The sequence below is a fragment of the Pseudomonas fluorescens genome (assembly GCF_030344995.1).
GTDB classification, from domain to species: Bacteria; Pseudomonadota; Gammaproteobacteria; order Pseudomonadales; family Pseudomonadaceae; genus Aquipseudomonas; species Aquipseudomonas fluorescens_BF.
Genome location: NZ_CP128260.1, coordinates 419,460 through 443,017, shown reverse-complemented (window position 1 = coordinate 443,017; position 23,558 = coordinate 419,460). Strand labels below are relative to the sequence as shown.

Annotated in this window: 19 protein-coding genes; 2 read left to right on the top strand and 17 right to left on the bottom strand. The window is 63.1% G+C overall.

What is annotated here, in order from left to right; genetic code table 11:
* Positions 1–2: 2 nt before the first annotated feature.
* From pgaA to QR290_RS01875, 12 genes are all read right to left on the bottom strand, one after another.
* Entirely contained in the window at positions 3–2,483 is a 2,481-nt protein-coding gene (pgaA, locus tag QR290_RS01930) for a poly-beta-1,6 N-acetyl-D-glucosamine export porin PgaA (RefSeq protein ID WP_289204208.1), read from the bottom strand.
* 259 nt (positions 2,484–2,742) lie between these two features.
* Positions 2,743–4,248, bottom strand: a complete 1,506-nt coding sequence (locus QR290_RS01925; protein WP_289204207.1) for a YdgA family protein — start codon at positions 4,246–4,248, stop codon at positions 2,743–2,745.
* Positions 4,249–4,447: 199 nt separating this feature from the next.
* Positions 4,448–5,083, bottom strand: a complete 636-nt coding sequence (locus QR290_RS01920) for an NADH:ubiquinone oxidoreductase subunit N (RefSeq protein WP_289204206.1) — start codon at positions 5,081–5,083, stop codon at positions 4,448–4,450.
* A 93-nt stretch (positions 5,084–5,176) separates the two neighbouring features.
* The gene (locus QR290_RS01915) at positions 5,177–6,619 is read right to left on the bottom strand and encodes an efflux transporter outer membrane subunit (RefSeq protein WP_064382679.1); all 1,443 of its coding nucleotides are present in this window, start codon (positions 6,617–6,619) and stop codon (positions 5,177–5,179) included.
* Positions 6,616–7,503 carry an efflux RND transporter periplasmic adaptor subunit gene (locus QR290_RS01910; RefSeq protein WP_007957655.1) on the bottom strand — a complete coding sequence of 296 codons (888 nt, stop codon included), beginning with the start codon at positions 7,501–7,503 and terminating at the stop codon, positions 6,616–6,618. Before QR290_RS01910 ends, QR290_RS01915 begins: the two co-directional genes overlap by 4 nt.
* Positions 7,500–7,709: a DUF1656 domain-containing protein gene (locus QR290_RS01905; protein ID WP_007957657.1), complete on the bottom strand. Its 210-nt coding sequence runs from the start codon at positions 7,707–7,709 to the stop codon at positions 7,500–7,502. The genes QR290_RS01910 and QR290_RS01905 overlap by 4 nt, the downstream gene beginning before the upstream one ends.
* Positions 7,706–9,769: an FUSC family protein gene (locus QR290_RS01900; RefSeq protein ID WP_289204205.1), complete on the bottom strand. Its 2,064-nt coding sequence runs from the start codon at positions 9,767–9,769 to the stop codon at positions 7,706–7,708. Before QR290_RS01900 ends, QR290_RS01905 begins: the two co-directional genes overlap by 4 nt.
* Positions 9,766–10,194 (bottom strand): MarR family winged helix-turn-helix transcriptional regulator, encoded by a 429-nt coding sequence (locus QR290_RS01895; protein WP_011331882.1) that lies wholly within the window; start codon positions 10,192–10,194, stop codon positions 9,766–9,768. The genes QR290_RS01900 and QR290_RS01895 overlap by 4 nt, the downstream gene beginning before the upstream one ends.
* 124 nt (positions 10,195–10,318) lie before the next feature.
* On the bottom strand, positions 10,319–10,600 hold the full coding sequence (locus tag QR290_RS01890; protein WP_289204204.1) for a type II toxin-antitoxin system RelE family toxin: 282 nt from the start codon (positions 10,598–10,600) through the stop codon (positions 10,319–10,321).
* Positions 10,590–10,835 carry a type II toxin-antitoxin system Phd/YefM family antitoxin gene (locus QR290_RS01885; protein WP_039773014.1) on the bottom strand — a complete coding sequence of 82 codons (246 nt, stop codon included), beginning with the start codon at positions 10,833–10,835 and terminating at the stop codon, positions 10,590–10,592. The genes QR290_RS01890 and QR290_RS01885 overlap by 11 nt, the downstream gene beginning before the upstream one ends.
* Before the next feature lie 95 nt (positions 10,836–10,930).
* Entirely contained in the window at positions 10,931–11,173 is a 243-nt protein-coding gene (locus QR290_RS01880; RefSeq protein ID WP_039773016.1) for a DUF2789 domain-containing protein, read from the bottom strand.
* 128 nt (positions 11,174–11,301) lie between these two features.
* Complete coding sequence (locus tag QR290_RS01875; protein WP_207984640.1) at positions 11,302–11,763, bottom strand: aminoacyl-tRNA deacylase; 462 nt, start codon at positions 11,761–11,763, stop codon at positions 11,302–11,304.
* 196 nt (positions 11,764–11,959) lie between these two features.
* On the opposite strand from QR290_RS01875, the gene QR290_RS01870 reads away from it, so the two are divergent.
* Entirely contained in the window at positions 11,960–12,487 is a 528-nt protein-coding gene (locus QR290_RS01870) for an NfeD family protein (protein ID WP_289204203.1), read from the top strand.
* A gap of 2 nt (positions 12,488–12,489) precedes the next feature.
* Positions 12,490–13,248, top strand: coding sequence for a slipin family protein (locus tag QR290_RS01865; RefSeq protein ID WP_007957673.1), 759 nt, complete (start codon positions 12,490–12,492; stop codon positions 13,246–13,248).
* Here QR290_RS01865 and QR290_RS01860 read toward each other — a convergent pair.
* The 5 genes from QR290_RS01860 to QR290_RS01840 are packed head-to-tail and all read right to left on the bottom strand — an operon-like array spanning position 13,214 to position 23,507.
* Entirely contained in the window at positions 13,214–14,188 is a 975-nt protein-coding gene (locus QR290_RS01860; RefSeq protein WP_289204202.1) for a sulfotransferase family protein, read from the bottom strand. The two genes, QR290_RS01865 and QR290_RS01860, sit on opposite strands and share 35 nt — an antisense overlap.
* Entirely contained in the window at positions 14,176–14,961 is a 786-nt protein-coding gene (locus QR290_RS01855) for an aspartyl/asparaginyl beta-hydroxylase domain-containing protein (protein ID WP_289204201.1), read from the bottom strand. Before QR290_RS01855 ends, QR290_RS01860 begins: the two co-directional genes overlap by 13 nt.
* Positions 14,958–15,563, bottom strand: coding sequence for an adenylyl-sulfate kinase (gene cysC, locus QR290_RS01850; protein WP_115076104.1), 606 nt, complete (start codon positions 15,561–15,563; stop codon positions 14,958–14,960). The genes QR290_RS01855 and cysC overlap by 4 nt, the downstream gene beginning before the upstream one ends.
* The gene (locus QR290_RS01845; protein WP_289204200.1) at positions 15,547–17,061 is read right to left on the bottom strand and encodes a TolC family protein; all 1,515 of its coding nucleotides are present in this window, start codon (positions 17,059–17,061) and stop codon (positions 15,547–15,549) included. Before QR290_RS01845 ends, cysC begins: the two co-directional genes overlap by 17 nt.
* Positions 17,062–17,108: 47 nt before the next feature.
* A complete protein-coding gene (locus QR290_RS01840; RefSeq protein WP_289204199.1) occupies positions 17,109–23,507 on the bottom strand; it encodes an Ig-like domain-containing protein in 6,399 nt (2,132 codons plus the stop codon).
* Between the last annotated feature and the right edge of the window lie 51 nt (positions 23,508–23,558).

The window sequence follows — 23,558 nt, the reverse complement described above, 5'->3', positions numbered from 1 at the left end:
TTCTAGAAGCGGAAAGTGAGGTCGACGAGCAGACGCAGATCGGTTTCCCGGTCACCGTCGTAGGGCCGGTTGATCACGCTGAACAAACCGCCCACCTCGAACACGTCGTTCCAGGCGTAGCGCTGGCCGTAACCGAGCAATGCCATGCCGCCGGTGCCGTGATCACGCTGGCTGTAAGTACCCGCACCGGCCTGGAACTGCTGGCTCCAGACGGTTTCGTAGCGGTGGTACAGCACGTGATTGACGTTCAGCAGTGGCATGACGCTGAAGTCCGACTTCGGGTTGAAGTACGGCACGTCATCGGACTTGGAGTTGTGGCTGGTGCCCACTTCCAGGCCCGCATCGACTTGCAGGTTCGGCGCGCTGTAGACGCCCTCTTTTCCGGTCAGCAAGGCTTCGACACGGTTGTTGCCGTCGCTGAAGTGCGACGGGCTGACCGCCAGCCGCCACTCACGGCTCTCGTTGGCGCGCCAGCGAATGAAACCGCTGCCGCCGTTGGCCTTGATGTCGCTGTTCAATGCCCGCAGCGGGGTCTCGGCCGACAGGTATTCGAGGCTGCCGCCGTATTGCCAGTGATCGTCGATGTCGCGGGCAATCGCCAAGCGGGCGCCCTGCTTGTTGCCAAAACCATAGGAGTGATTCGACACCTCGGCTTCGAGGGTCATGTCGCGGGTGCGACGTTCCAGGCCGACGCGCTGAAAGCGGTGGTGGCCGGTGCCTTCGGTGAAATCGCCAGTGGCGTATCCGGCCCCGGCGAACACCCGCCAGTCTTCATCGATCGGCGGGCTGTAGAGGGTGGTCTGGATGCCGAAGTCACGGCTGCCGGTGACCGCACCGGCATCGCCACCGCTGCCGCCGTTGGCCTTGCCGCCGTAGGCTTCGACGCGCAGCTCGGACATGTCGTGCACTTCGCGCTCGCGGGCCAGACGCTGGACCTGACGGTTGTCGGGGAAACGCGCCACCACGTCATCGGTCAGCGCATCCATCTGCCGCCATTCCTGCAGGTCCATGGCGGTGCGGGCCTGCGCGACTTCCAGGCCCATGTCGCGCGGCGCGATGCTTTCGGTTTCCTTGAGCTGGTTTTCCGCGCGACGCGGCCAGTTGCGGGCCAGGTACAGATCGGCCTGGGCCAGGCGCAGGCCGATGTTGCCCGGCGCCTGATCCACCAGGGTCTGCAAACGCTCTTCGCCGTGAGGCAGGTCGGAACCGTAGGTGCCGGCCTGCGCCGCCAGTTGCTGGGCGTCCATCCATTCGTCGTTGGGGTTGCCGATCGGCAGGCCCTTGAGTTCGATGCGCGGTTTCTGCGTCTTCGCCTGATCTTCGGCGACCTTGCGCGCCTCTTCGGCGCGGTCGCTTTCCAGCAGCGAGTAATACAGCGCCGTGGTGTCTTCAAGTCGGTCGCCGACATCGGCGTCCGGCGCCGCCAGCACCTGACGGTAAAGATCGGTGGCGATTTCCGGCTGGCGCTGGTCCAGATAGGACGCCGCCACCCAGCGCAGGGCGTAGGTCGGGATCTTCACGCCTTCGGCTTGGAGCTTCTGGTATTCGCTGATGACTTCGGCGGTGCGCGCCCGCGCCTTGAGCGCGCCCATGCGGTCGATGCGCCAGCGGGTCACGTCGTCGTGGGCAGTGGCGTCCGGGGTCCAGGTGGCGAGCAACTGGTCGTAGTCGGCCAGGGCACGATCGGCGATCACGTAGCGTTCTTTTTCGCTGCGGGTGGCCAGTTCGGCGAGACGTACGCGTTCCGCGGCCAGATCGCCTTCCAGGCGTCGCAAGGTGACAGGATCGATCAGCCCCGGACGCTGCTTCGCCAGACGCAGCGCCGGTTCCGGCAGACGTGCCTTTTGCAGGGCGACCACGTATTCGCGGGCGACTTCCGGTTTGTTGCCGGCGCGAATGAAAGCCTGATCGTACTCGAACAGCGCGTCGTACGGCTTGCCGGCGCGATTCAGGGCGTAGCCCAGCGCCAGTCGGCGGGAAGGATCATCGGGTTTGGCGGCGACCAGCGAACGGGCGCGGATCACCCCTTCATCAGGCTTGCCGGAGTCGGCCTGGGTCAGCGCCAGACCGAGTTGCAGGTCGGCGTTGTCCGGCTCCAGCATCAGGGCCTTGTTGTAGACCTGGATCGCCTGATCCCAACGTTTGAGGTTGCGATAGGCCCGGGCGGTGGCGGTCAGCGCCTGAACCGGCAATGCCCGGCCAAGGCCCTGTGTCTCGTAGACCTGCACCACTTCGGCGTCCAGCCCGGCCCAGCCGGCGATTTGCAGGTGATCGCTGACCTGGCCGGTGGTGGCCTGGGCCGGCGGCACCTGACGCAAAACGGTCAACGCAGGCGTGTAATGCCCTGCCCGGGCGTCGAGCACCATTTGATCGTAGGCCGTATCGGCGAACGCGAGCGCCGGCCAGAGCAACTGGCTGCACAGCGCGACTCGAAACAAAGGGCGTAAACCACGATGTAATACGGGAACATCAATACGCGGCATTCGTCAGCATCCTTACATGGCCAGCCGGGTAGCAGTGCTCCCCCTTGCCCATTTCGTGACGGAGGCCAAGCAAAAAACGCTCAGCCAAGCTTATCCAAGCAGTCTTGCACGCAAGCGTAGACCAAGATTCAGAACACAATAATTGTTCAGATTCGTGACGAAGACTTTCCCGGCGAGCCGCAAGCCCGGACACCAGACAGCAAAACGCCCGGCGTCTGCGGTATGCAGAGGCCGGGCGTTTCGTTGTCGCGCGGGGCGTTTACTGAGGCTGTTCGATACTGCCGAACTTGCTCATCAGGAAGCCGACGAACTGCTCGACGGTCATCTTCTGGCCGTTGAATTCCACCTGATTGGCGGCGTAATGCAGCTTGGTGACAACGTTGGTGCCATCCAGTGTCGCCAACTGCGAACCAACGGCCATGCCGGCGAACATATCAGCGCCAGCGCTGGCCTGGTCAACGATGGCTTTGGCATCGGTCTGACCGTCGATTTGCGCCTGCACGCTGAGCAGATCGACCAGCATCGGCTTGGACACCAGCACATTCACGTCAAGCAGCGCGATCAGTTGTTTGCTCAACTGGTCCGGTGGCAAGTCCATCGACGCAGGCTTGGTCAGGTCGAGCACCAGACTCGCGCGGCTTTCGCCGTTGGCGGTTTTCAGCGACAGGTCTTCCAGCGCCAGTTGCGGCCCGGCTGCCAGCAGTTTCTGCAGGTCGGCCTTGACCTGGGTGGACTCGGCCTCGGTGAGGTTCAGCTCCGGAGCCGGCAGGCCGGCGGCGGTGGCTTCGGCAGCGGCCTTCTCGTAGGGCTGGAGCTTGGTCTGGTAGATCTGCATCAGCGACATGGCCGACGGAATGTCGAGGTTTTTCAGGCTCATGGCCAGGTTGGCCGAACCGATCTTCTTGTCGTTGAGCGTCACTTCAGCGACCTTGTAGTCGGCACGGCCGGAGGCGTTGCTGCCGTTCTCTTCGGTGCGGTTCTTCATCTCGAAGTTCTTCACGCCCAGCACCGACTGTTTGGTACCGAAGGTGGTCTTGCTGCTGGTCAGTTCCAGGGTGTTCTCGCCGGTGTAGTAGCCGTAGGTGCTCTTGGCGAGATTGCTGGCCAGGGTCAGGCCATTGAGTTCGATCTGCACCGGCGCCTGATCTTCGGCGACCGTGGTCAAGTGCAGGCTGTCCATGTAGCCGTTGGCCTTGACCTTCTGGGCCTGGGCGCTGGCGGAAATGTCCATGTTCAGACCGGAAAACTTCAGGCTCGACTTGTCATCCAGCGCGGCTTCCAGCGGCAGCAGTTCGAGGTTGCCGGTGGTGGACTGGTCATAACCGATGTTGACCACACCCTTGAGCGGCGCGGCGCCCTTGGTGGCGGCAAACCATTTTTCGGTGATCGGGGTCTTTTCCAGTTCGTAGTGACTGGTGGCCATGACCGGCAGCCATTTCAGCGACACCAGACGTGAGAACGGCAGCGGGCCGTGTTCGATGTGGTCGACGAACAACAGCTCGACCGGCGCCTCGCCGAACATTTCACCCTCGCCCTTGAGGCGATAGTGCGCGGTGCTGCTGAAGGTGTTGCGCTCAAGCGATACCAGTTCCAGCGACGCGCTGCCGTTGGAGCCGGCCATGGCGGTCTGCAACTCGCTGTTGGCGTTGGCGACGGCGTTGTTCAGCACACCTTCGATTTTGGTGCCGGTGTACCAGGCCCCGCCTACGCTGATGGCGCCAATGGCCACAACAATTCCGAGAAGCACGCCTGCTGATTTATTCATGAATGACCTGATCGATTTCCGTGGCTGAAAGTGTGGTCGTCTTCCCTGAACCCGTGACCGGGCCGTGGCGCGACTCCGCTGAATTTAGCGGTGGAGATTAGCACTGGCAGTGCAACGCGGCCCAACGTTTAAAGGTTAAAGAGTGTCGACAAGTCATGGACAAACAAAAAGATCGCCGGGTTCGGCGATCTTTCAGGGGTCAGGAATATTGCACCTCGATCTCATCAAGCTGATGGTCGAAGCTCTTCAGCCGTGCGGTCCAGGTGTACACCAGCACTTCGAAATCCCGGTCGATCACCGCCTCGCCCGGCCCGTCGCTGCGCGGGTCGCAGAAGTCCAGTTGATAACGCTCGCGGGCCATGGCGGTGGCGACGTCCGACAGTTCGCGGGCGTTGTTGAGCCAGTGCCAGCCGTCGTCGGCGACTTGCCGGTCTAGCGCCAGGCATTGTTTTTTCAGTGCTTCGAGGCTTTTTTCCAGCGGCGTGCCGGTGAGTTCGCCCATGACTTCGGCGAAGGTCCGCCCCGGTTGCCAGTAGCTGCCCCAGAAGTAGCGGTCGAACACGGTTTCGACTTTGCGCAGCGCGACTTTGGTGTCCCAGATCAGCAGCAGCGTCTTGCTTTGTTCAAGCTGGCGTTTCTTGAGTCGCTGGCTTTGCACCAGCGCCGACGCCACGACCACGATCGCCATGACCGCGATCAGCGCCACAGTGCTGTCGAGGAAGACCATTGCCTTGTCGATCTGATGGGCCAGCATGATGCCGTAGAAATAGGTGGCCGACAGCAGCACCAGGGCTACCAGGGCGCACCAGAAGCCGAGAGCGTAAGGGTTTTTCATTATTGGTTTCCCCTAGACCTGCGCTAGCGATGTGCACTGAAAAGGCGCCTGGTTCGGGGCGCCCTTTCAATACTTCAAAGCATAGCAACGGCCTCAGGGTTTGCTGGCGCTCGAGGCTTGCGTTCGTCCGCTTTCCCAACCGCCGCCCAGGGCGAGGAACAAATCGATCTGGCTCATGGCAACCTGGGTGTTGGCGGCGGCCAGTTGCGCGGTGACGTCGGTGTAGGTGCGGGTGGCCTGCAAGTCGGCAAGGAATGACTCGCGGCCGGCCTGGAAGAAGCGGTGCGTCTGGTCCGCCGCCAGTTTCGCCGACTGCTCGGCATCGGCCAGCGCATCGCGACGTTGCAGCAATGCGGAGTACTGGGACAGGCCGGTCTGGGTTTCGCGGATGGCGTTGAGCACTACGCCGTCGAAATGCGCCAGCGCGCCCTGGGTCGTGGCTTCGGCTTCGCGGATGCGGGCCCGGGCGCCGTTGGTCGGCACGCTCCAGCTCAGCGAAGGACCAAAGCCCCAGCGGTTGGTGGAGGGTTTGCCAAGGTTGTCCAGAATACCGACGGTGCCGATCGTCGCGCCAAAACTGATGTCTGGGTACAACTCGCCGGTGGCGATGCCGATTCCAGCCGTCGCGGCCGCCAGACGACGCTCGGCCTGACGGATGTCCGGCCGACGCTTGAGCAGCGCAGCGCCATCGCCGACCGGCACCAGTTGAGCGATTTTCGGCAGTTCGGCGCAGGTCGCGGTGCCGGCCGGCAGTTGATCGACAGGTTTGGCCAGCAACATCGACAGCCGGAACAACCCGGCCTGACGCGCCGCCTCATAACGCGGCATGTCGGCGCGCAGGGATTTGAATTGGGTCTGCGAACGGGTGACCTGGGTTTCGTCGCCGCGCCCGGCGTCGCGCAGACGCTGGATCAGAGTGGTGCTCTGGGATTGCAGGTCGAGGGAATGCTGAGCGATTTCCCGTTCCTCGTTCGCCGCGCAGACCTGGGTGTAGGCCCGCACCACGTCGGCGACCAGGGTGATGCGTGCCGTATCAGCAGCGGCCTGGGTCGCGTCGGCGTTGGCCTTTGCCGCTTCGATCCCGCGTTGCAGCGTCCCCCACAGGTCGAACTGATAGGACGCGCTGATGCCGATATCGCCGATGTTGGCCACCGGCACTTTCTCCGGCAGCAGGAATGCCTCGCCGGATTCCTGCAAGCGTTGTGCGCCCATTTTCACGCCGCCGCTCCAGCCACCGGCCGCCTCGGCTTCATCGACCTGCGCACGGGCCCGCGACAGGTTCGCCGCCGCCACCCGCAGATCGGTGTTGGACGCCATGGCCTGCTGCACCAGTTGATCCAGACGCGGATCCTGATACAGCCGCCACCAGTCCGCCGGCACCGGGGCCGACACCACCGGTTTGCCGGCCACCGCCAGGTCGCCCTGGAAATCCTTGCGCTGGATCGCCGCATCTTCGGGCACGTGATAGTCCGGCCCGACCATCGAGCAGGCCGACAGCATCATGCCCAGTCCGGCGATCATCAGAGCCCTGCTCATTTGGCGGGCTCCTGCGGTTGATCGTCGATGATCGACACGGTGGCGGTACGCCCGGCAATCATGCGGAAGTCATCCGGTACGTCGTCGAAGGCAATGCGCACGGGAATCCGCTGCGCCAGACGCACCCAGCTGAACGCCGGGTTGACGTTGGGCAGCAGGTTGCTGCCGCTCGAGCGGTCACGGTCTTCGATACCGGCGACGATGCTTTCGACATGCCCACGCAGGCGAGCGCGGTCGCCGATCACGCGGATATCCACCGACTGACCGATGTGGATGCCATCGAGTTTGGTTTCTTCGAAATAGCCGTCGATGTGGAACGAATTGCTGTCGACCACCGACAGCACCGGACGCCCGGCGGTGACGAATTCCTGTGAGCGCGGCGCACGGTCGTTGACGTAGCCGTCCACCGGGCTGCGGATCACCGAGCGGTCGAGATTGAGCTGGGCGCTGTCCACCGCCACCAGCGCTTCGGCCAGGGCCGATTGTGCGCGGGCCACTTTCGACTGGCTTTCTTCCAGCTGTTCGGCCGGCACCAGATTGCCCAATCCACGATTACGCTTGGCTTCACGCTGCGCCTGGGCGAGGGTTTCTTCGCGATCGGCGACCGCCGCCTTGGCCTGACGCAACGCCAGTTTGAAACGGTCCTGGTCGATGCTGAACAGCACCTGGCCGCGTTTCACCAACTGGTTGTCCTTCACTTCGACCTGCTGGATCAGCCCGGACACGTCCGGGGCGATCTGCACGATATCGGCGCGAATGTGGCCGTCGCGGGTCCAGGGCGCGAACATGTAATACATCACCATGCGCCAGACCACGACGACGGCGAAAGTCACGATCAGCAGCGTCAGGACGACGCGACCGAGGGTCAGAAACGGTTTTTTCATGTCATCAGGTATCGACTGAGTGAATCCACGCCGTACAGCATCACGGCGTAGAGAGCCACGTTGAACAATGCCCGGTGCCAGACCAGACGGTAGAAATGCAGGCGTGTGAGCACGCCGTGTACCAACACAAACAGCACATAAGTGATGCCCATCAACACCAGCAGGGTCGGCAGGAAAATGCCGCTGATGTCCAGATCACCAATCATAGGGGCGCTCCTTCGGGCAGCGGTTCTTCGGGCTCTGCGTTTGAAACGAACTCCACGCCGGGCAACAGCGCCAGGCGCAATCCGCTCAAGGCGTGCAACAGGTTTAGTCGGGTTTCTTCATCGCCGTGGCCGTTGAGCGCGCGGCGGGTACGATCCATGGTCATCAGCAAGGCGCTTGGCGCCGGAAGGCGTTCGCCGGCCTTGAGGCAGGCCCGGAAATATTCGCCGACCTCTGCCACCACCTGCTTGAGCAATACGTTCGGCGCGCCGGTCACGCGCGGCGTGTAGGCGAGCAGGTCGAGCAAATTCAGCCCCACGCGCACTTCGCGCATGGCGATGCCGGTGTCCTGGCCGGTCAGCGCCAGACGCGGCAGGTGCTGCATCAGGCGGTCGAGCAGTTGCACGCCCAGTTGCCGGTGTTCGGCGAGGTTGGCCGGTTCGGTCATGCTGACGATGTCTTTCCAGCTGAAGCGGGTCAGGCGCTTGGCCGCCAGTTCCGCGCCGAACGGCCGGGCGATCAGCGTCCAGATAAACGCGAACAACAGCCCCATCGGGCCCGCCAGGTTGGAATTGACGAAGGCAAAGAAGTCCGCGTCGTAAGCACCAGAAATGCTGATGAACGACGAGGTGTTGACCAGCGTCAGCAGCATGCCGAGGTAGAAACGTGGCTGCACCGTCAGGGTACCGACACAGATGAACGGCACCGCGAACGCCAGCACCAGCATCGGGAAGTCATGCAGGTTCGGCAGCACCAGAAACAGGTACAGGCTGGCGAACAGCACCGACATCCCGGTCCAGAAAAAGAACCGGTAGATCTGCGGCGCCGGGTCATCCATCGAGGCGAAGAAGCTGCAAGAGACCGCCGCCAGAATCACCGCGCTGCCGCCGTCGGTCCAGCCGAGCAGGATCCACAGTACCGAGGCGACGATGATCGCCAGGATGGTCGAGGCCACCGAATACAGCATCAGCCCACGGTCGAGAAATGGCGTCAGGCGACCAAGGCGCCAGTGGCGATAAACCGCGCGCCAGCTGTCCTGGCGCTCGCACAGAATCGCGTCCTGCAGACTTCGGCAGTCCTGCCACAGATCGATGAATTCGCCGAGGCGGTACAGCGCGTTGGAAAACAGCAACTGTTTGCGATCTTCCAGGGCTTCGGCGCCCGGTTGCAGCGCTTCGAGCTGGTCCCGCAGGGCTTGCCAGCGTTCGAGATCGGCGTCTTTGTGGTCGAGCCATTCGCGGGTCGCGGTGAGCAGCGGCGCGAACTTTTCCACCAATTCCGGCGTGCGCCGTTCGAGGGCGTAAAGCGAGTCTTCGAGGGCATCGATAACCGGCAGCAGATGGATCATGCGCCCGCGCAATTCCTTGGTGTTGCGCACGGTTTGCGGTCGCGCACCTTCGTGCGGCAACTGGCCGATCATCAATTCCAGGCTGTTGAAACTGCCGACCATGGCCATGCGCAGGGCGGTGACCTCCTCGGGCTGTACGTCGCGGCTGAGGAATTTCAGGCTGTAGGTCGTGGCGTCGGCGAACCATTTACCCACGGCATCGTTGAACACCGGTGCCAGTCGCCGTGGCCAGAACATCGCACCGACCACCGCTGCCACGGCGATGCCGAGAAAGATCTCTTCAGTCCGCGACTCGGCCACGTCCCACACCGCCAGCGGGTTATCCACCACCGGCAGGGCGATCAGCGGCAAGGTGTAGCCGGCGAGCATCAGTGCGTAGTTGTTGGCGGTGCGCAGGTGCAGGGACAGGAACAGCAGAATCCCCGTCCACAAGGCGATGACCACCACCAGCACATACGGGCTCTGGACGAACATCGGCACGAACAGCACTGCCGCCGCCGCACCGAGAAACGTGCCGATCGCGCGATACAGCGCCTTGGAACTGGTCGGGCCGAGGAACGGGCTGGAAACGATGTACACCGTGGCCATCGCCCAATAAGGACGCGGCATCTGCATGAGCAAAGCGATGTACAGCGCGATCATCGAGGCCGCGAACGTGCGGATCCCGTAGAACCAGTCCCGCGCAGGGGGCATGCCGGAAAAGAACCCGTTCACGGATTGATCACCGTTGGCGGAGTGGCCGCCTCAAAAGCTCTCAGTACCCGAAGCGTAGCCTCCAGATCGCGCTGGTCGATGCCTTCGAGCACTTCATGACGCAGACGCACCAGTTGCGCCTCCACCGCTTGCACCAGCTCACGGCCGGTGTCGGTCAGGCTCAGGCATTTGGCGCGACGGTCCTGGGCATCTTCGGTGCGGCAGACAAAACCGGCGTGACACAACTGGTCGAGCAGGCGCACCAGCGACGGCGACTCCATCCCCGCCGCCTGCGCCACCTGCACCTGGCGCACACCCTCGCCCAAACGCCCGATCATCAACAACGGGACGGCGCAGGCTTCGGAAATTCCATAGTTGACCAGCGTGGTCTGGCAGATCTTCCGCCAATGCCTGGCGGCCACCACCATGGCACTGCTGATGTTCATCTGGAGAGCGTCGAGGTTATTCGGCACGAGGGAATGCACACACTGTTAGTTTGCTAACTATCAATATCGCATTGGTGGGGAAATTCAGTCAAGTTTTGAAACAAATTGGGTTGCGTGCTTCAGCTCAGCGTCTTTTTGAGTTTTCGTAGACGTCGCCTCGCTCGCGCTTACCCACGGCGACTACCGAGACAACCACTCGCTCTTCGATCACTTGGTAAACCAGTCGATAACCGGACGCTTTGAGTTTGATCTTGTAGCAATCAGGCATGCCGTGGAGGGAGTCAGCCGGAATACGGGGACGCTCAAGACGCTCAGCCAGCTTCTTTTTAAATTGATCACGCAGCGTATGACCCAGTTTGTTCCACTCTTTGTGAGCGGAAGGCAGAAATTCGAGCTTATAGGTCATCCAGGCTTACCGGTATGGGAGTCTCGTGACTGCGAGAACGAACGATTTCTGCCAACTCGAGATCATCGAGCCGCTCCATCATGGCTTCGTAAACGTCAGCCGGCACCATGTAGCCCATGACCCGGTTGTGATTCAGGACAGCAACTGCTCCTCCGTGCGCGCCGTTTAGCACTGCGGAGGGGTTTTTCTTCAATTCAGAAACACTGACAGCCATATCGGCCAGAACACTTTGCATAATAAAAGACCTCAATTGAGGTCGTAATTCTGGTCTAAGGAAACATTACTGGCAACCGGATGAGTTGATTCAGCTTACGAACGGCAAGCTGATAATTACCCCCGCCCCTTCCTCAACATCACATCCAACTGATCCACCACCTCCGCCCAATCCGCATCATCGAGAATCTCGTCACGCAGGAAATCCGCCTGGCTCTTGCTCCAGAAAAACGCGTCGCACAGGTGCAGTTCGGGTTTGAGCGGGGAATGGGTGGCGATGAACTGGTCGATGCTGACCGGGTCGTTGTCCAGACCGAGTTGCTTGAACAGGGATGGGAGACTGTGCGTCGGGTTTTCCATGTCGGAACTCCTGCGAGATTTATAGGGTGTGAAAGATTTTTCGCGAGCAGGCTCGCTCCCACAGGCTCAGTGCAAAACTTGTGGGAGCGAGCCTGCTCGCGATTGGCGTCGTCAAAAACGCCACAAATCTACTGACTCAACTCCCGCACCTGCGCATGCGGCACCATTTTCAGGAATTCGGGCATGCTCATGTGCAGCAGGTTGTTATGGTTGCCGGCTTCCAGGTAAATGTCTTTCTGCCGCGTCAGCAGCGGGTCGATGACCATGTCCAGGCCGTAGGAATCGCCCAGTGGCGGTACGGCACCGCGTTCGCAGTCGTCAAAAATGTGCGCCAGATTGCTTTCGCGGGTGATTTGCCATTCGCCGCTGCTGCGCACTTTGCTCAAGTCCAGGTGACGGCTGGCGGGAAGCACCGCCATCAGGTAGTGCCCGTGACGGTCGTCCAGGATCACCGATTTGGCCACCCGTTCTGCGGCAATGCCGGCGACCCGCGCCGTTTCCAGGCTGCTGGACGAGTGCGGGTGGGTGACGATGTCATATTCGCATTGCGCCCGGTTGAGGCTGCTCTGCACTTTCTTGGCCATACGCATGATGCACCTCGGTGCCCGCCGACGCTGCGCGGCGGACGGTAATGAAACGCTGTGGCTGTCCTTGAAAGTCTAGTCCGGCGGGCCGCGAACACCGGGAAATCCGCCCACTGGCGAGACAGGCAAATTGATCAAAAATCACCCAGCCACAGCCTCAACTAGACTGTAAGAACAAGCCCTGACTCTCGCGGAGGGTCACGTGAACATCCGTTGCTGTGCGCTTGCCCTGTTGCTGCTGAGTGGATCGGTCGTTGCGGCAGACACCCCGTTTACCGCCGTCAGCCCGGTCGGCCTGTGGCTGATCACCCTGGGCATCACGTTTCTGATCGCCGAAGCCGCGCTGCCCAACTACGGGCTGATCGGCCTCGGCGGTATCGTCATGTTCGTGATCGGCGCGCTGATCCTGAGCAACGCCGAACTGCCGGTGCCGATGATGATCGGCCTCGGGCTGGTCAGCGCCCTGTTGCTGATCGCGCTGCTGATCCGCGCCCTGAAAACCCGACCGCGCCACCCGGTCAGCGGCGATGCCAGCCTGCTCGGCAGTGTCACGGCGGTGACGGTGGTGCAACCGGAAGACAGCCGCAACGGCTGGGTGCAATTACAAGGAGAACGCTGGCAGGTGCTGAGCGCCACACCGCTGCACACCGGGCAACCGGTGCGGGTGGTCGGGCGCAAGGGTCTGTTGCTGCAAGTGGCCGCGACTGACGCGGCACCGCTCGGAGAGTGATCATGGGTCTGCAAATCGGTTTTGTCGCGCTGCTGCTGTTGCTGATCGCCCTGGCCGGCTCGACGTTCCGCATCCTGCGCGAATACGAACGCGGCGTGGTGTTCCAGCTCGGACGCTTCTGGCAGGTCAAGGGGCCGGGGCTGATCCTGCTGATCCCGGTGGTGCAGCAAATGGTCCGGGTCGACTTGCGCACCATCGTCCTCGACGTGCCGCCACAGGACGTGATCACCCGCGACAACGTGTCGGTGAAGGTCAACGCGGTGTTGTACTTCCGCGTGCTCGACCCACAGAAAGCGATCATCCAGGTCGAAGATTTCCTCATGGCCACCAGCCAACTGGCCCAGACCACCCTGCGCGCGGTGCTCGGTAAACATGAGCTGGATGAGCTGCTGGCCGAGCGCGAACGCCTGAACATCGACATCCAGCAAGTGCTCGACGCCCAGACCGACGCCTGGGGCATCAAGGTCGCCAACGTCGAGATCAAACACGTCGATCTCAACGAATCGATGGTGCGCGCCATCGCCAAACAGGCCGAAGCCGAGCGGGAGCGGCGAGCCAAGGTGATCCACGCCGAAGGAGAATTGCAGGCCTCGGAAAAACTCATGCAGGCCGCCGAAATGCTCGGCCGCCAGCCCGGCGCCATGCAGTTGCGCTACATGCAGACCTTGAGTTCGATTGCCGGCGACAAGAGCTCGACCATCGTCTTTCCGTTGCCGATCGAACTGCTCAAGGGGATGGCGGATCTGTCGGCGAAATCGTGAGCGCGCGCAAGCGTTCCAGCGCGGCATAGGGCGCACGGGCGCAATGTTCGACCCGCGCCTGCAATAGCGCCGATGCCTCGCGACGCTTGTGTTCACCATCGACGACAAAGGGTTGTGACGGCTGCTTCGCGTGCTGCGCCGTTGCCGCCAGCGCCAGTTCACATTGCGCGGCGCTCAGCTTGAAAAACCGCGCCAGCCGCCCGCTCATCGCGTCGGGCAATTCGCTGTAGTTGAGCGCCAGCCCGGCGGAGTCACGACAATGCACCCACCCGGCCTCCAGCAGACGCCCCAGCCGCCGGGCGATGAAATCCTCGCGACCTTCGAACGGCAAATCATCGTCCAGCACACAATCGCCGAGCGCACCCGGCACCATGTGCAGGCCGGGGCGGCGCAGGTGCGAGACGGCAATTTCCAGCGGATCGCGATAAACAAACAGCCACGGTGTATCGGGAAAACACTCGTGCAGCAACGGCCATTCGCCGATGTTCCAGGCGTCGAGTTTGATCACCAGTCGCTGCTCCGTACCGCGCCGCCGTTGACCGTACGCCGAGAGCAATCCGGCGATGGCCGCACGGCGTTCTTCGTCCGGCAGATCGCTGCGCAGCAGGGCATCAAGGGGCGGTGGCTCCGAGACCACGATGTGATCGTCGAGCCGGGCGAGCATCTGGCTGACCAGCGTCGAACCGCAACGCGAGGCGTGCAGGATGAAAGCGCTTGGTGGCAGACCCGGACTGAGCGCTTGCCAATCCAAGAGCGCCGACAAGGGTGTTTGCCGGCGGAACGCCTGATTGAACGGCAGGCGCAACGCGTCTTCGACGGCCTCACGAAAGAACGGCTGATGCAGCGGCGTCTCGCCGAACCAGCACCAGTCGACCTGCCACTGCCCGGCGGTTTTCCAGATGCGGATCGGCAACCAGCCGTCGAAATTCACAGGCGCCATTGTTCGTTCCATGACCGACGACCGTTGCGCATCGCGGCCAGCAGTTCTTCCCGGGAAAAGTGCAGGCCGCGTTCAGCGGCCAACGTCAGCGTCTGGTCGATGAAGGTTTCGGGGTCGTGCAGTGCCTGCAACGTTGCGGACAGCAACGGATCCGTGACCAGCAACCGTTGAAATCGCTGCAGCATTGTCTCCGCGCCATCAGGCAGCGGAGTACTCGGCAAACCGTCAACAATCATCTGCTCCAGCCACGGCGCGGGACGGCAATCGAGCACCAGATGAACCCGAGCCGTATTGTCGCGATTGTCGACTCGATGCGGCCGGGCGAGATCGAGAAACCAGCACTCCCCCGCCGTCATCGGCATTCGCTGGCCGTCGAGCCAGAAGTCCACGGCGGGCGGACTGAGCAGCGGAATGTGCAGGCGCAAATCGGCGTCCGCGCCCTCTAGATCGTAGTCGCGATGCTCATGAATCTGCCCGCCCGGGCCCAGTCGTAAAAGCCGCGCACTGACGATCTCCAGCGGCAGATCCCGCAGGGCCTGCTGCCAGCGACCATCATTCAGCCAAGGGGCGCGTTGTACGGGTTCGGCACTGCCGGGGGACAGTTCGGTGAGCGCATCGGCGGCGGAAATCAGCGCCACGCCGCTCCAGTCGCCAGCGAAATAAGCCGTGTTGAAATGACCGCGCCAGGCAGCATCGTCAATCGTCGCCAGCGCCTGCAACAGCAACGGCAGGTCCACCGTCACCGGCAGCCGTGAGAACGCCGGTCGGCTCATACCTTGGGCAACACCGCTGTTTCGCCGAGCCAGGTCAGCAACCGGTCCAGACAGGCCTCGACCGTCAGCGTGCCGGTGTCGAGCACCAGCGCAGCCTGGGCCGGCGCCTCGTAAGGCGCCGACACGCCGGTGAACCCGGCCAGCTCACCGCGTCGGGCACGGGCGTAATGCCCTTTCGGATCGCGCTGCTCGCACACCGCCAGCGCAGCGCTGCACCAGACCTCGCGATAGTCCTCGCCCAAACGGCGGGCAAACACTTCGCGCAGCTCCGCCAGCGGCGCGATCATCGCCAGAATCACGATCTGCCCGTTCTCCACCAGCAACGCCGCCAACTCACTGGCGCGGCGGATGTTTTCCAGGCGGTCGGCATCGGTAAAACCCAGGTCGCGGTTGAGCCCGACCCGCAATCCGTCGCCATCGAGCACCACGCTTTGCAGACCGCGACTGAACAACTCGGCATGCAAGGCCTGGGCAAGGGTCGATTTGCCCGCCGCCGGCAAGCCGGTCAGCAGCATCGCCGTGCCGCGATGGCCGTTGCGGGCCTCGCGTTGGGCACGGCTGATGCTGGCGGTCGGCGCCAATACGTCACTGCGCAGAGGCATGGGCCACCGGCAGCGAAATATCCCCCGAGGCCCACGCCGCTTCGCGGTTGGCCAGCGCGGTGGCGATCGACTGGACTTCGGTGGACTGCACCTGATCCGGCAGCGGATCGAGGCCGGCGCTGGCGAAAATCTGGCCATAGGCATTACGCAGATCGGCGTAGGACAGATCGCGCCGCAGATCCGCCTGCAAAGTATTGAGTTCGCCCTGAATCAGGTCCAGCTCACCAATGCCGTCGGCCTGACGACGGTTGCGCAACTGACCGACGATTTGCCCGTCGATGTCCGACAGTTGCTGGTTGGTCTTGAACTGGCGCAGCGCCTCCTGATAGTTGGCGTTGGCCACGTAGAGCTGTGCCAGCACCGCAATCGACATCGCCTGTCGCCGTGCGGCAGCGACTTCTTCACCGGCCTTGGCCACGTCGATGGCCGCCGGGGCGGAGATCACGTTGAACAGGTTCCAGGAGACCTTCACGCCGTAGTCGGCCCAACCCTGCTCGACCAGGAACGAGTTGCTGTCGTAGTGCCCGCCAGCGGAAAACTCCAGGCCCGGCAGCAGTCGCAGCATGGCTTTGCGGGTTTCGGCGGCGCTGATCCGGGTCTGGTAATCCTGCTCGCGCAGTTCCGGACGACTGGTCAGGGCTTCCTGCTCGAGTTTGCTCAGGTCGACCTTGAGTTCCGGGATCTGATAACCGTCATCGGTGGCCAGGGTCAGGTTGGTGCCCAGCGGCAGGTTGATCAGGGTTGCCAGTTCGGTTTTCGCCAGCGACAACGCGCGGCGTTGCTCTTCCAGTTGCCGGGTCGCCTCGATCAGCGAGCGCTGATAACCGAGCGATTGCACCGGATCGCCGATGCGCTGTTCGCTCATGCTTTCGCTGTTGCGGCGGGCGGTATCGACCCGCGCCATCAGGCTGTCGATCTGCTTGAGCAGGCGTTCGGCGGCCATCGCCCGCCAATAGGCCGAGCGCACGTCCTGAACGATGGTGTTGATCACCTTGCGCCGGCGTTCCTGAACGATCAGACGCTGGTCGCCCTGCTGCTTGGCGCTGATATAGCTGACGCCGAAATCGAGAACGTTCCAGACCATCGTCAGGTCGGCGACGTCGCGGTCGCGATCCTGGGAGGTCGACGGTTCCAGGGATTGAGTGCCAGTGCGCACGCTCTGGCTGCTGGAGGCGCTGACGTTGTTGCGCCCGACGTAGCCGGCGTCCAGCGCCATGCGCGGCAGCATGTCGAAACTGGCGAGGTCGAGCTGTCGCTTGGCCAGCGCTTCCTCCATGATTTTCAAGCGGCCTTCGAGGTTGTACTTCACCGCGCGGGCCATCGCCTGGTGCAGGGTCAGCGGACCGCTCAGCGGTTCCTGGCCCTTGTACATGCTTTGCAGGTCGGCCCGGGCCCGTTGTTCACTGACACTGCGTTCGATCGGTTCACTGGTCACTGCACATCCGCTGATCGCCAGCGCCAGCAGGCTGGCGCCGAACAACTTCTGACTTTTCTTCATCCCTGGATCGCCCCTAGGTCCCGCACATATTGAGTTGTTGTGTGTTGTCAGGCCGGCATTTCGCTGATGCCGACTTGTTGCAGAGCTGCCGCCAGGTTGTCGACCCGCTGCTGCTCGCTGTCCTTGATCTGTTGCAGTTGCTGGCCCAGGGTCGGCGCGCCGAACACACCGCGCAGGCCCTGGGAAATATCGCCGCCCTTGATCGAGTGACGGTCGAAGGCGTTCAGCGAGTCGCGTTCGGCGCTGCTGTCCTGATTGAACAGGCTCGACAGCGTGCTGCTTCCGAACACGCCGCCATCGCCGCCGCCGAATCCGAGGAAGCCGTGGCCGGTACCGTCACCCAGGTTGTCGCTGCTGCTGAAAACCTGGGCAATAAAACTCGGGCTCAGCGCACCGCGGTTGATGAAAATGTCGCCCAGCGGACGGATGCCGTCGCCGATCACTCGTTGCTCGAACAACGGCGCGAAAGTCAGTGGTGAACCGAGGTCGCCGGTGGGCGGCGTGAAGACGATCGGTTGCAGCGGAACGTTCGGCGGTGGTGGCGGCACGACTGGATCGCTGCTGCGGAATTCCGGATCCGGCGTCACGACGATCAGCGGAGAAGTCGGCGTTACAGGAGGCACAGGCACCACCGGCACCGTATTGACCACGTAATTGCCGGAGCTGCTGACGCCGCTGCCGCTGTTGCCCGAGAGATCGCTGACCCCGGCCGTGTTGAGGCTGATCGCATTGCTGGTGCTGTTGACGTTGGTGTTCGGCGTCAGGGTTGCGGTCCAGGTCTTGCCGCCGTCGCTGCTGCTCAGGTTGGACAAGGTGCCGTTCGCCACGCTGAGGTCCGACAGGTCGAAACCTCTCACCGCCTCGTTGAAGGTGATGGTCACCTGCGAAGTCTGGCCGACGCCCAGGTTCGGATTGGCGATCACCACCGTGGCGGTCGGCCGTTCGCTGTCGAGGGCGTAGTTGTTCGACACCGCCACCGTGCTGCCGGCGTTTCCTGCAAGGTCGGTGACGTTGCTGGTGTCCAGCGCAATGAAGTTGCTCGGGTCGGTGACATTCGCGGTCGGCGTGAAGGTCGCGGTCCAGGTCTTGCCGCCGTCACTACTGGTCAGGTTGCTCAGGTCACCGTTGGTCACGCTCAGATCGGACAGGTCGAAATTGCTCACCGCCTCGCTGAAGGTAAAGGTCACCGTGGTGGTCTGGCCGATGCCCAGGTGCGGGTTGGCGACCACGATATTCACCGTCGGCCGAGTCGCATCGAGGATGTAGTTGTTGGAGATGGCGATGCTCGCCCCGAGGTTGCCGGCCAGATCCTGGACGCCGGCGGTGTCGATCAGGATCAGGTTGGTCGGGTCGTTGACGCCGGCAGTCGGGGTGAAGGTCGCGGTCCAGGTCACGCCGCCGTCGCTGCTGGTCAGGTTCGACAGCGCACCGTTGGCGACGCTGATGTCCGACAGATCGAACCCGCTCACCGCTTCGCTGAAAGTGATGGTCACGGTGGTGGTTTCACCGATGCCCAGGCGATTGTCCGCGACCACGATGGTGGCGGTTGGCAGCGCGGTGTCGATTGCGAAGTTGTTGGAGTCGGTAGTTCCGACGCCACTGTTGCCCGACAGGTTGGCCACCCCGGCGTTGTTCAGGGTGATCAGGTTGCTGCTGTCGGTGATGTTGTTGGTGGGCGTGAAGGTCGCGGTCCAGGTGATACCGCCGTCGGCGCTGCTGACATTGCTCAACGTGCCGTTGGCGATGGTCAGGTCGCTGTTGTCGAAACCGCTCACCGCTTCGCTGAAGGTGATGGTCACCAGCGAGGTTTCTCCGGCCTTCAGCGAAGTGTCGGCCACCACGATGGTGGCGGTCGGCACCTGGGTATGGATCTGATAGTTGGCCGAACTGGTGGTACCGGTGCCGGTGTTGCCGGCCAGGTCGGTGATGCCGGTGTTGTTCAGGACAATCAGGTTGGTCAGGTCGGTGACGCCGATGTTCGGCGTGAACGTGGCTGTCCAGGTAATGCCGCCGTCGCTCGACGAGACATTGCTCAGAGTGCCATTGGCGACGCTCAGGTCGGAATTGTCGAAACCGGTGACCGCCTCGCTGAAGGTGATGGTCACCAGCGCCGTTTCGCCGGGCCGCAGGTCACTGTCGGTCATGACGATGGTCGCCGTCGGACGCTGACTGTCGACCGCATAGTTGTTGGAATCGGTGGTGCCGCTGCCGGCGTTGCCCGCCAGATCGGAGATGCCGGTGTTGTCCAGGGTGATGACGTTGGTGGTGTCGGTGATCCCTGCCGCCGGCGTGAACGTCGCGGTCCAGGTGATGCCACCGTCGCTGCTGCTCACTGCGCTCAGCGTACCGTTGGCGATGATCAGGTCGGCATTGGTGAAACCGGTCACCGCTTCGCTGAAGGTGATGGTCACCAGGCTGGTCTGGCCGACGCCGAGCGCGGTGTCGGCAACCACGATAGTGGCGGTCGGACGGACCGTGTCGATCGAGTAATTGTTCGAATCGGTGGTACCGCTGCCGGCGTTGCCGGACAGGTTCTGCACGCCGGAGTTGTCCAGCGTGATCAAGTTGGTAGCGTCGGTGATGTTGGTGGTCGGCGTGAAGGTTGCCGTCCAGGTGATCCCGCCATCACTGCTGCTCACCGCGCTGAGCGTGCCGTTGGCAATCGTCAGGTCGGCATTGGTGAAACCGGTGACCGCTTCGCTGAAGGTGATGGTCACCAGCGAGGACTCGCCGATTTTCAGGCTGGGGTCGGACACGATAATGGTCGCGGTCGGCACCACGGTGTCGATGGTGTAGTTGTTGGAGTTGGTCGTGCCGCTGCCGGCGTTGCCCGCCAGGTCGGCGATGCCGGTGTTGGCCAGCACGATCAGGTTGCTCGCGTCGTTGACGCCCACGTTCGGCGTGAACGTTGCTGTCCAGGTGATGCCGCCATCGCTGCTGCTCACGGCGGTCAGCGTACCGTTGGCGATGATCAGGTCGGCGTTGGTGAAGCCGCTCACCGCTTCGCTGAAGGTGATGGTCACCAGCGAGGTTTCGCCGGCAGTGAGATTGCTGTCGGCGACCACGATGGTCGCAGTTGGCCGCACCGTATCGATCGCGTAATTGTTGGAATCGGTAGTGCCGCTGCCGGCGTTGCCCGACAGGTCGACGATACCGGTGTTGTCCAGAGTAATCAGGTTGGTGGTATCGGTGACGCTGGCGCTCGGGGTGAACGTCGCGGTCCAGGTGATGCCGCCGTCGCTGCTGCTCACCGCGCTCAACGTGCCGTTGGCGACCGTCAGATCGGCGTTGGTGAAGCCGCTGACCGCTTCGCTGAAAGTGATGGTCACCAGCGAGGTTTCACCAATCCGCAAGTTGTTGTCGGCCACCACGATGGTCGCGGTCGGGCGCACGGTATCGATGGCGTAGTTGTTGGAGTCGGTGGTGCCGCTGCCGGCGTTGCCGTTCAGATCCGCGATGCCGGTGTTGTTCAATGTGATCAGGTTGGTGGCGTCGGTGATGCTGGCGGTCGGCGTGAACGTCGCCGTCCAGGTGATACCGCCATCGCTGCTGCTGACCGCCGTCAACGTGCCGTTGGCAATGGTCAGGTCGGCGTTGGTGAAACCGGTGATCGCTTCGCTGAAGGTGATGGTCACCAACGAGGTTTCGCCAATTTTCAGGGCGCTGTCCGCCACCACGATGGTCGCGGTCGGACGCGCGGTGTCGATCGCGTAATTATTAGAATTGGTGGTGCCACTGCCGGCGTTGCCGGCGAGATCGACAACCCCGGTGTTATCCAGGGTGACCAGGTTGGTGGTGTCGGTAATGTTGCTGGTCGGCGTGAGCGTGGCGGTCCAGGTGATGCCGCCGTCGCTGCTGCTCAGGCCGGTCAGGGTCCCGTTGGCCACTGTCAGGTCGGCGGTGGTGAAACCGCTGACCGCTTCGCTGAAGGTAATGGTCACCAGCGAGGTTTCGCCCACCGCCAGATTGCTGTCGGCGACGACAATGGTCGCGGTCGGGCGCACGGTATCGATCACATAATTGGCCGAGTCGGTGGTGCCGCTGCCGGCGTTGCCGGCAAGGTCGGCGATGCCGGTGTTGTCCAGGGAGATCAGGTTGGTGGTGTCAGTGATGCTGGCCGTCGGGGTGAACGTTCCGGTCCAGGTGATGCCGCCGTCGCTGCTGCTCACGGCGCTCAGCGTGCCATTGGCGATGGTCAGGTCGGCGTTGGTGAAGCCGGTCACCGCTTCACTGAAAGTGAAAGTCACCAGCGACGTATCGCCGATCTTCAACGCCGTGTCGGACATCACGATAGTCACGGTCGGCCGTGCGGTATCGATCGCGTAATTGACCGAGCTGGTGGTGCCGACGCCTGCAACGCCGTCGCTGATGGCGGTCACCCCGGTGTTGTCGAGGGTGATCAGGTTGGTGCTGTCGGTAATGTTGTTGGTCGGGGTGAAAGTCGCGGTCCAGGTCAGGCCGCCGTCGCTGCTGCTGACCGATGTCAGCGTGCCGTTGGCGATGGTCAGGTCGGCGTTGGTAAATCCGGTGACCGCCCGGCTGAAGGTGATGGTCACCAGCGAGGTTTCGCCGATTTTCAGCGCGGTGTCCGACATGACGATGGTCGCGGTCGGTGGCTCAACATAAGCAGTGTTGAGCGTACCGCCGTTGTTATAGATTGCCGCGAAGGCCAACGGTACAGAGCCCGTCACGCCGCCGCCCAGTTCTGCACCGCCGGAGCCGCTGCCGGCCGCGTTGCCGCTGATGGCGCTGAAGTTGGCAGCAGTGATCAGTACCGTGCCGCCCTGGTTCCAGATTGCGCCGACACCCCGCCCGCCGTCACCGCCGTTCAGGTTGTTGCTGCCCTGGCCACTGCCGCCGCCGCCACCGCCGCCCGCGCCGATGTTGTTGCTGATGACCGAGGTGCCGACGATTTTCAGAGTACCGGTGGAAGCGTTGTAAATACCGCCAGCCGCATTGCCGCCGACGCCGCCTACCTTGTCCCAACCGGCGCCGCCACCGCCGCCTCCGATGGAAATCGTGCCGTTGCTGGCCGTGCCGCCATTGCCGCCGTTGCTGTAATAGGACACACCTACACCGCCCGCACCGCCCGTGGTCGAGCCGCCGCGCCCGCCCATGTGCGTTGCGTCGTAGCCACCGCCGTAACCGCCGACACCACCGCTACCGGCCTGGCCGCCCAGCGTACCAATGCCCGGCCCGGCCGTACCGCCATGGCCGCCGCCCTGACCACCGAGGCCACCGCCACCGCCACCGGCACCGCCGTAGAACGCACCGGTGACACCCCCGCCACCGCCGCCACCGGCCGCCGCGTTACCGGTGACCGAGACGTTGTTCAGCGTGAGGATGCCGGCGTTGAAAATCCCGCCGCCCATGGCGCCAGTTGCGCCGTAGCCGCCATTACCGCCATTGCCCGAAACCAGGCCCCGGGTGATGACCAGACCATCCAGGGTCACCGTGCTGCCGGAGGTGATTTCCACCACTCGGGTCCGGTATTGGCCATCGAGCGTGACGTCGGCAACCCCGTCGTTGTTCAGGTCACCATCGACCGTGATGTTCTTGTTGATCAGCAATTCCGAGGTGAGCTGCACCGTCATGCCGCTGCTGAAAGTCACGATGTCGCCGTTCTGCGCCGACGCCAGCGCTGCGCGCAGCGAGCCGACCCCGGTGTTGGCATTGTTGGTGGCGGTCCAGGTGGCCAGGCCCCACTGGTATTCGCTCATCGCTTTGGTCGACAGCACGTTGGCGCTTTCGATGGTGCCGGTGGCGATCTCCAGATCCCAGTCGCCGCCCACCCCGGTGCGATTGTTCGATGCCGCGACGTCGCGACCGGTCAATTGCGCCAGCGAGTCGACGAAGCTCAGGCCACGATCCCCTTCGGCGGTGTAGCAGCCGTAGATCAGGATGTCGCCGCCGACGTTCATGTCCTTGCCGATTTCCGCCAGGATCGCGCTGCGTTGAGCGACGTTGTCGGCCGACAGATAGCTGTTGCCCAGCCACAGGTCACCGGCGTTGCCGTGGGCAATGATCTGCACCGAACTCACGCCCTGATGCTGGTCGAGGTAATCGGCGATCTGCTGCAAACCGTCCTTGCCCGCATCGAGCTTGACCACTTGCGTGCCGGGGGCCACGCCCTTGAGCAGGCTGTCGGCATCCTTGACCCGGGAATCGACGAACACCACGCTCTGCCCCGGCACAGCGACCGGGCTGGCGGCGGGCGTGGCATCGGCCTGACCGTGGGTGTCTTTGCTCGCCACCGGATGATCGGCGGTCGGCGTCTTCGCCGCATCGGCGGTAGGGTGGCTGTCGGGCTGGGCCGCAGCGGTATCGGCCACGGTGGCCGCAACGGCGCCGTCGAACAGCATGCGCGGTTCCAGCGACATGATCAGGGGCGCCGCCAGCGTCCGTTGGCCTTCGGTAACCCGCGACTTCTGCTTGCTCCACCACATGTTGCTCACCCGGACTCGAACACAGTTGTTGACGCATCAATGAAAAACGCC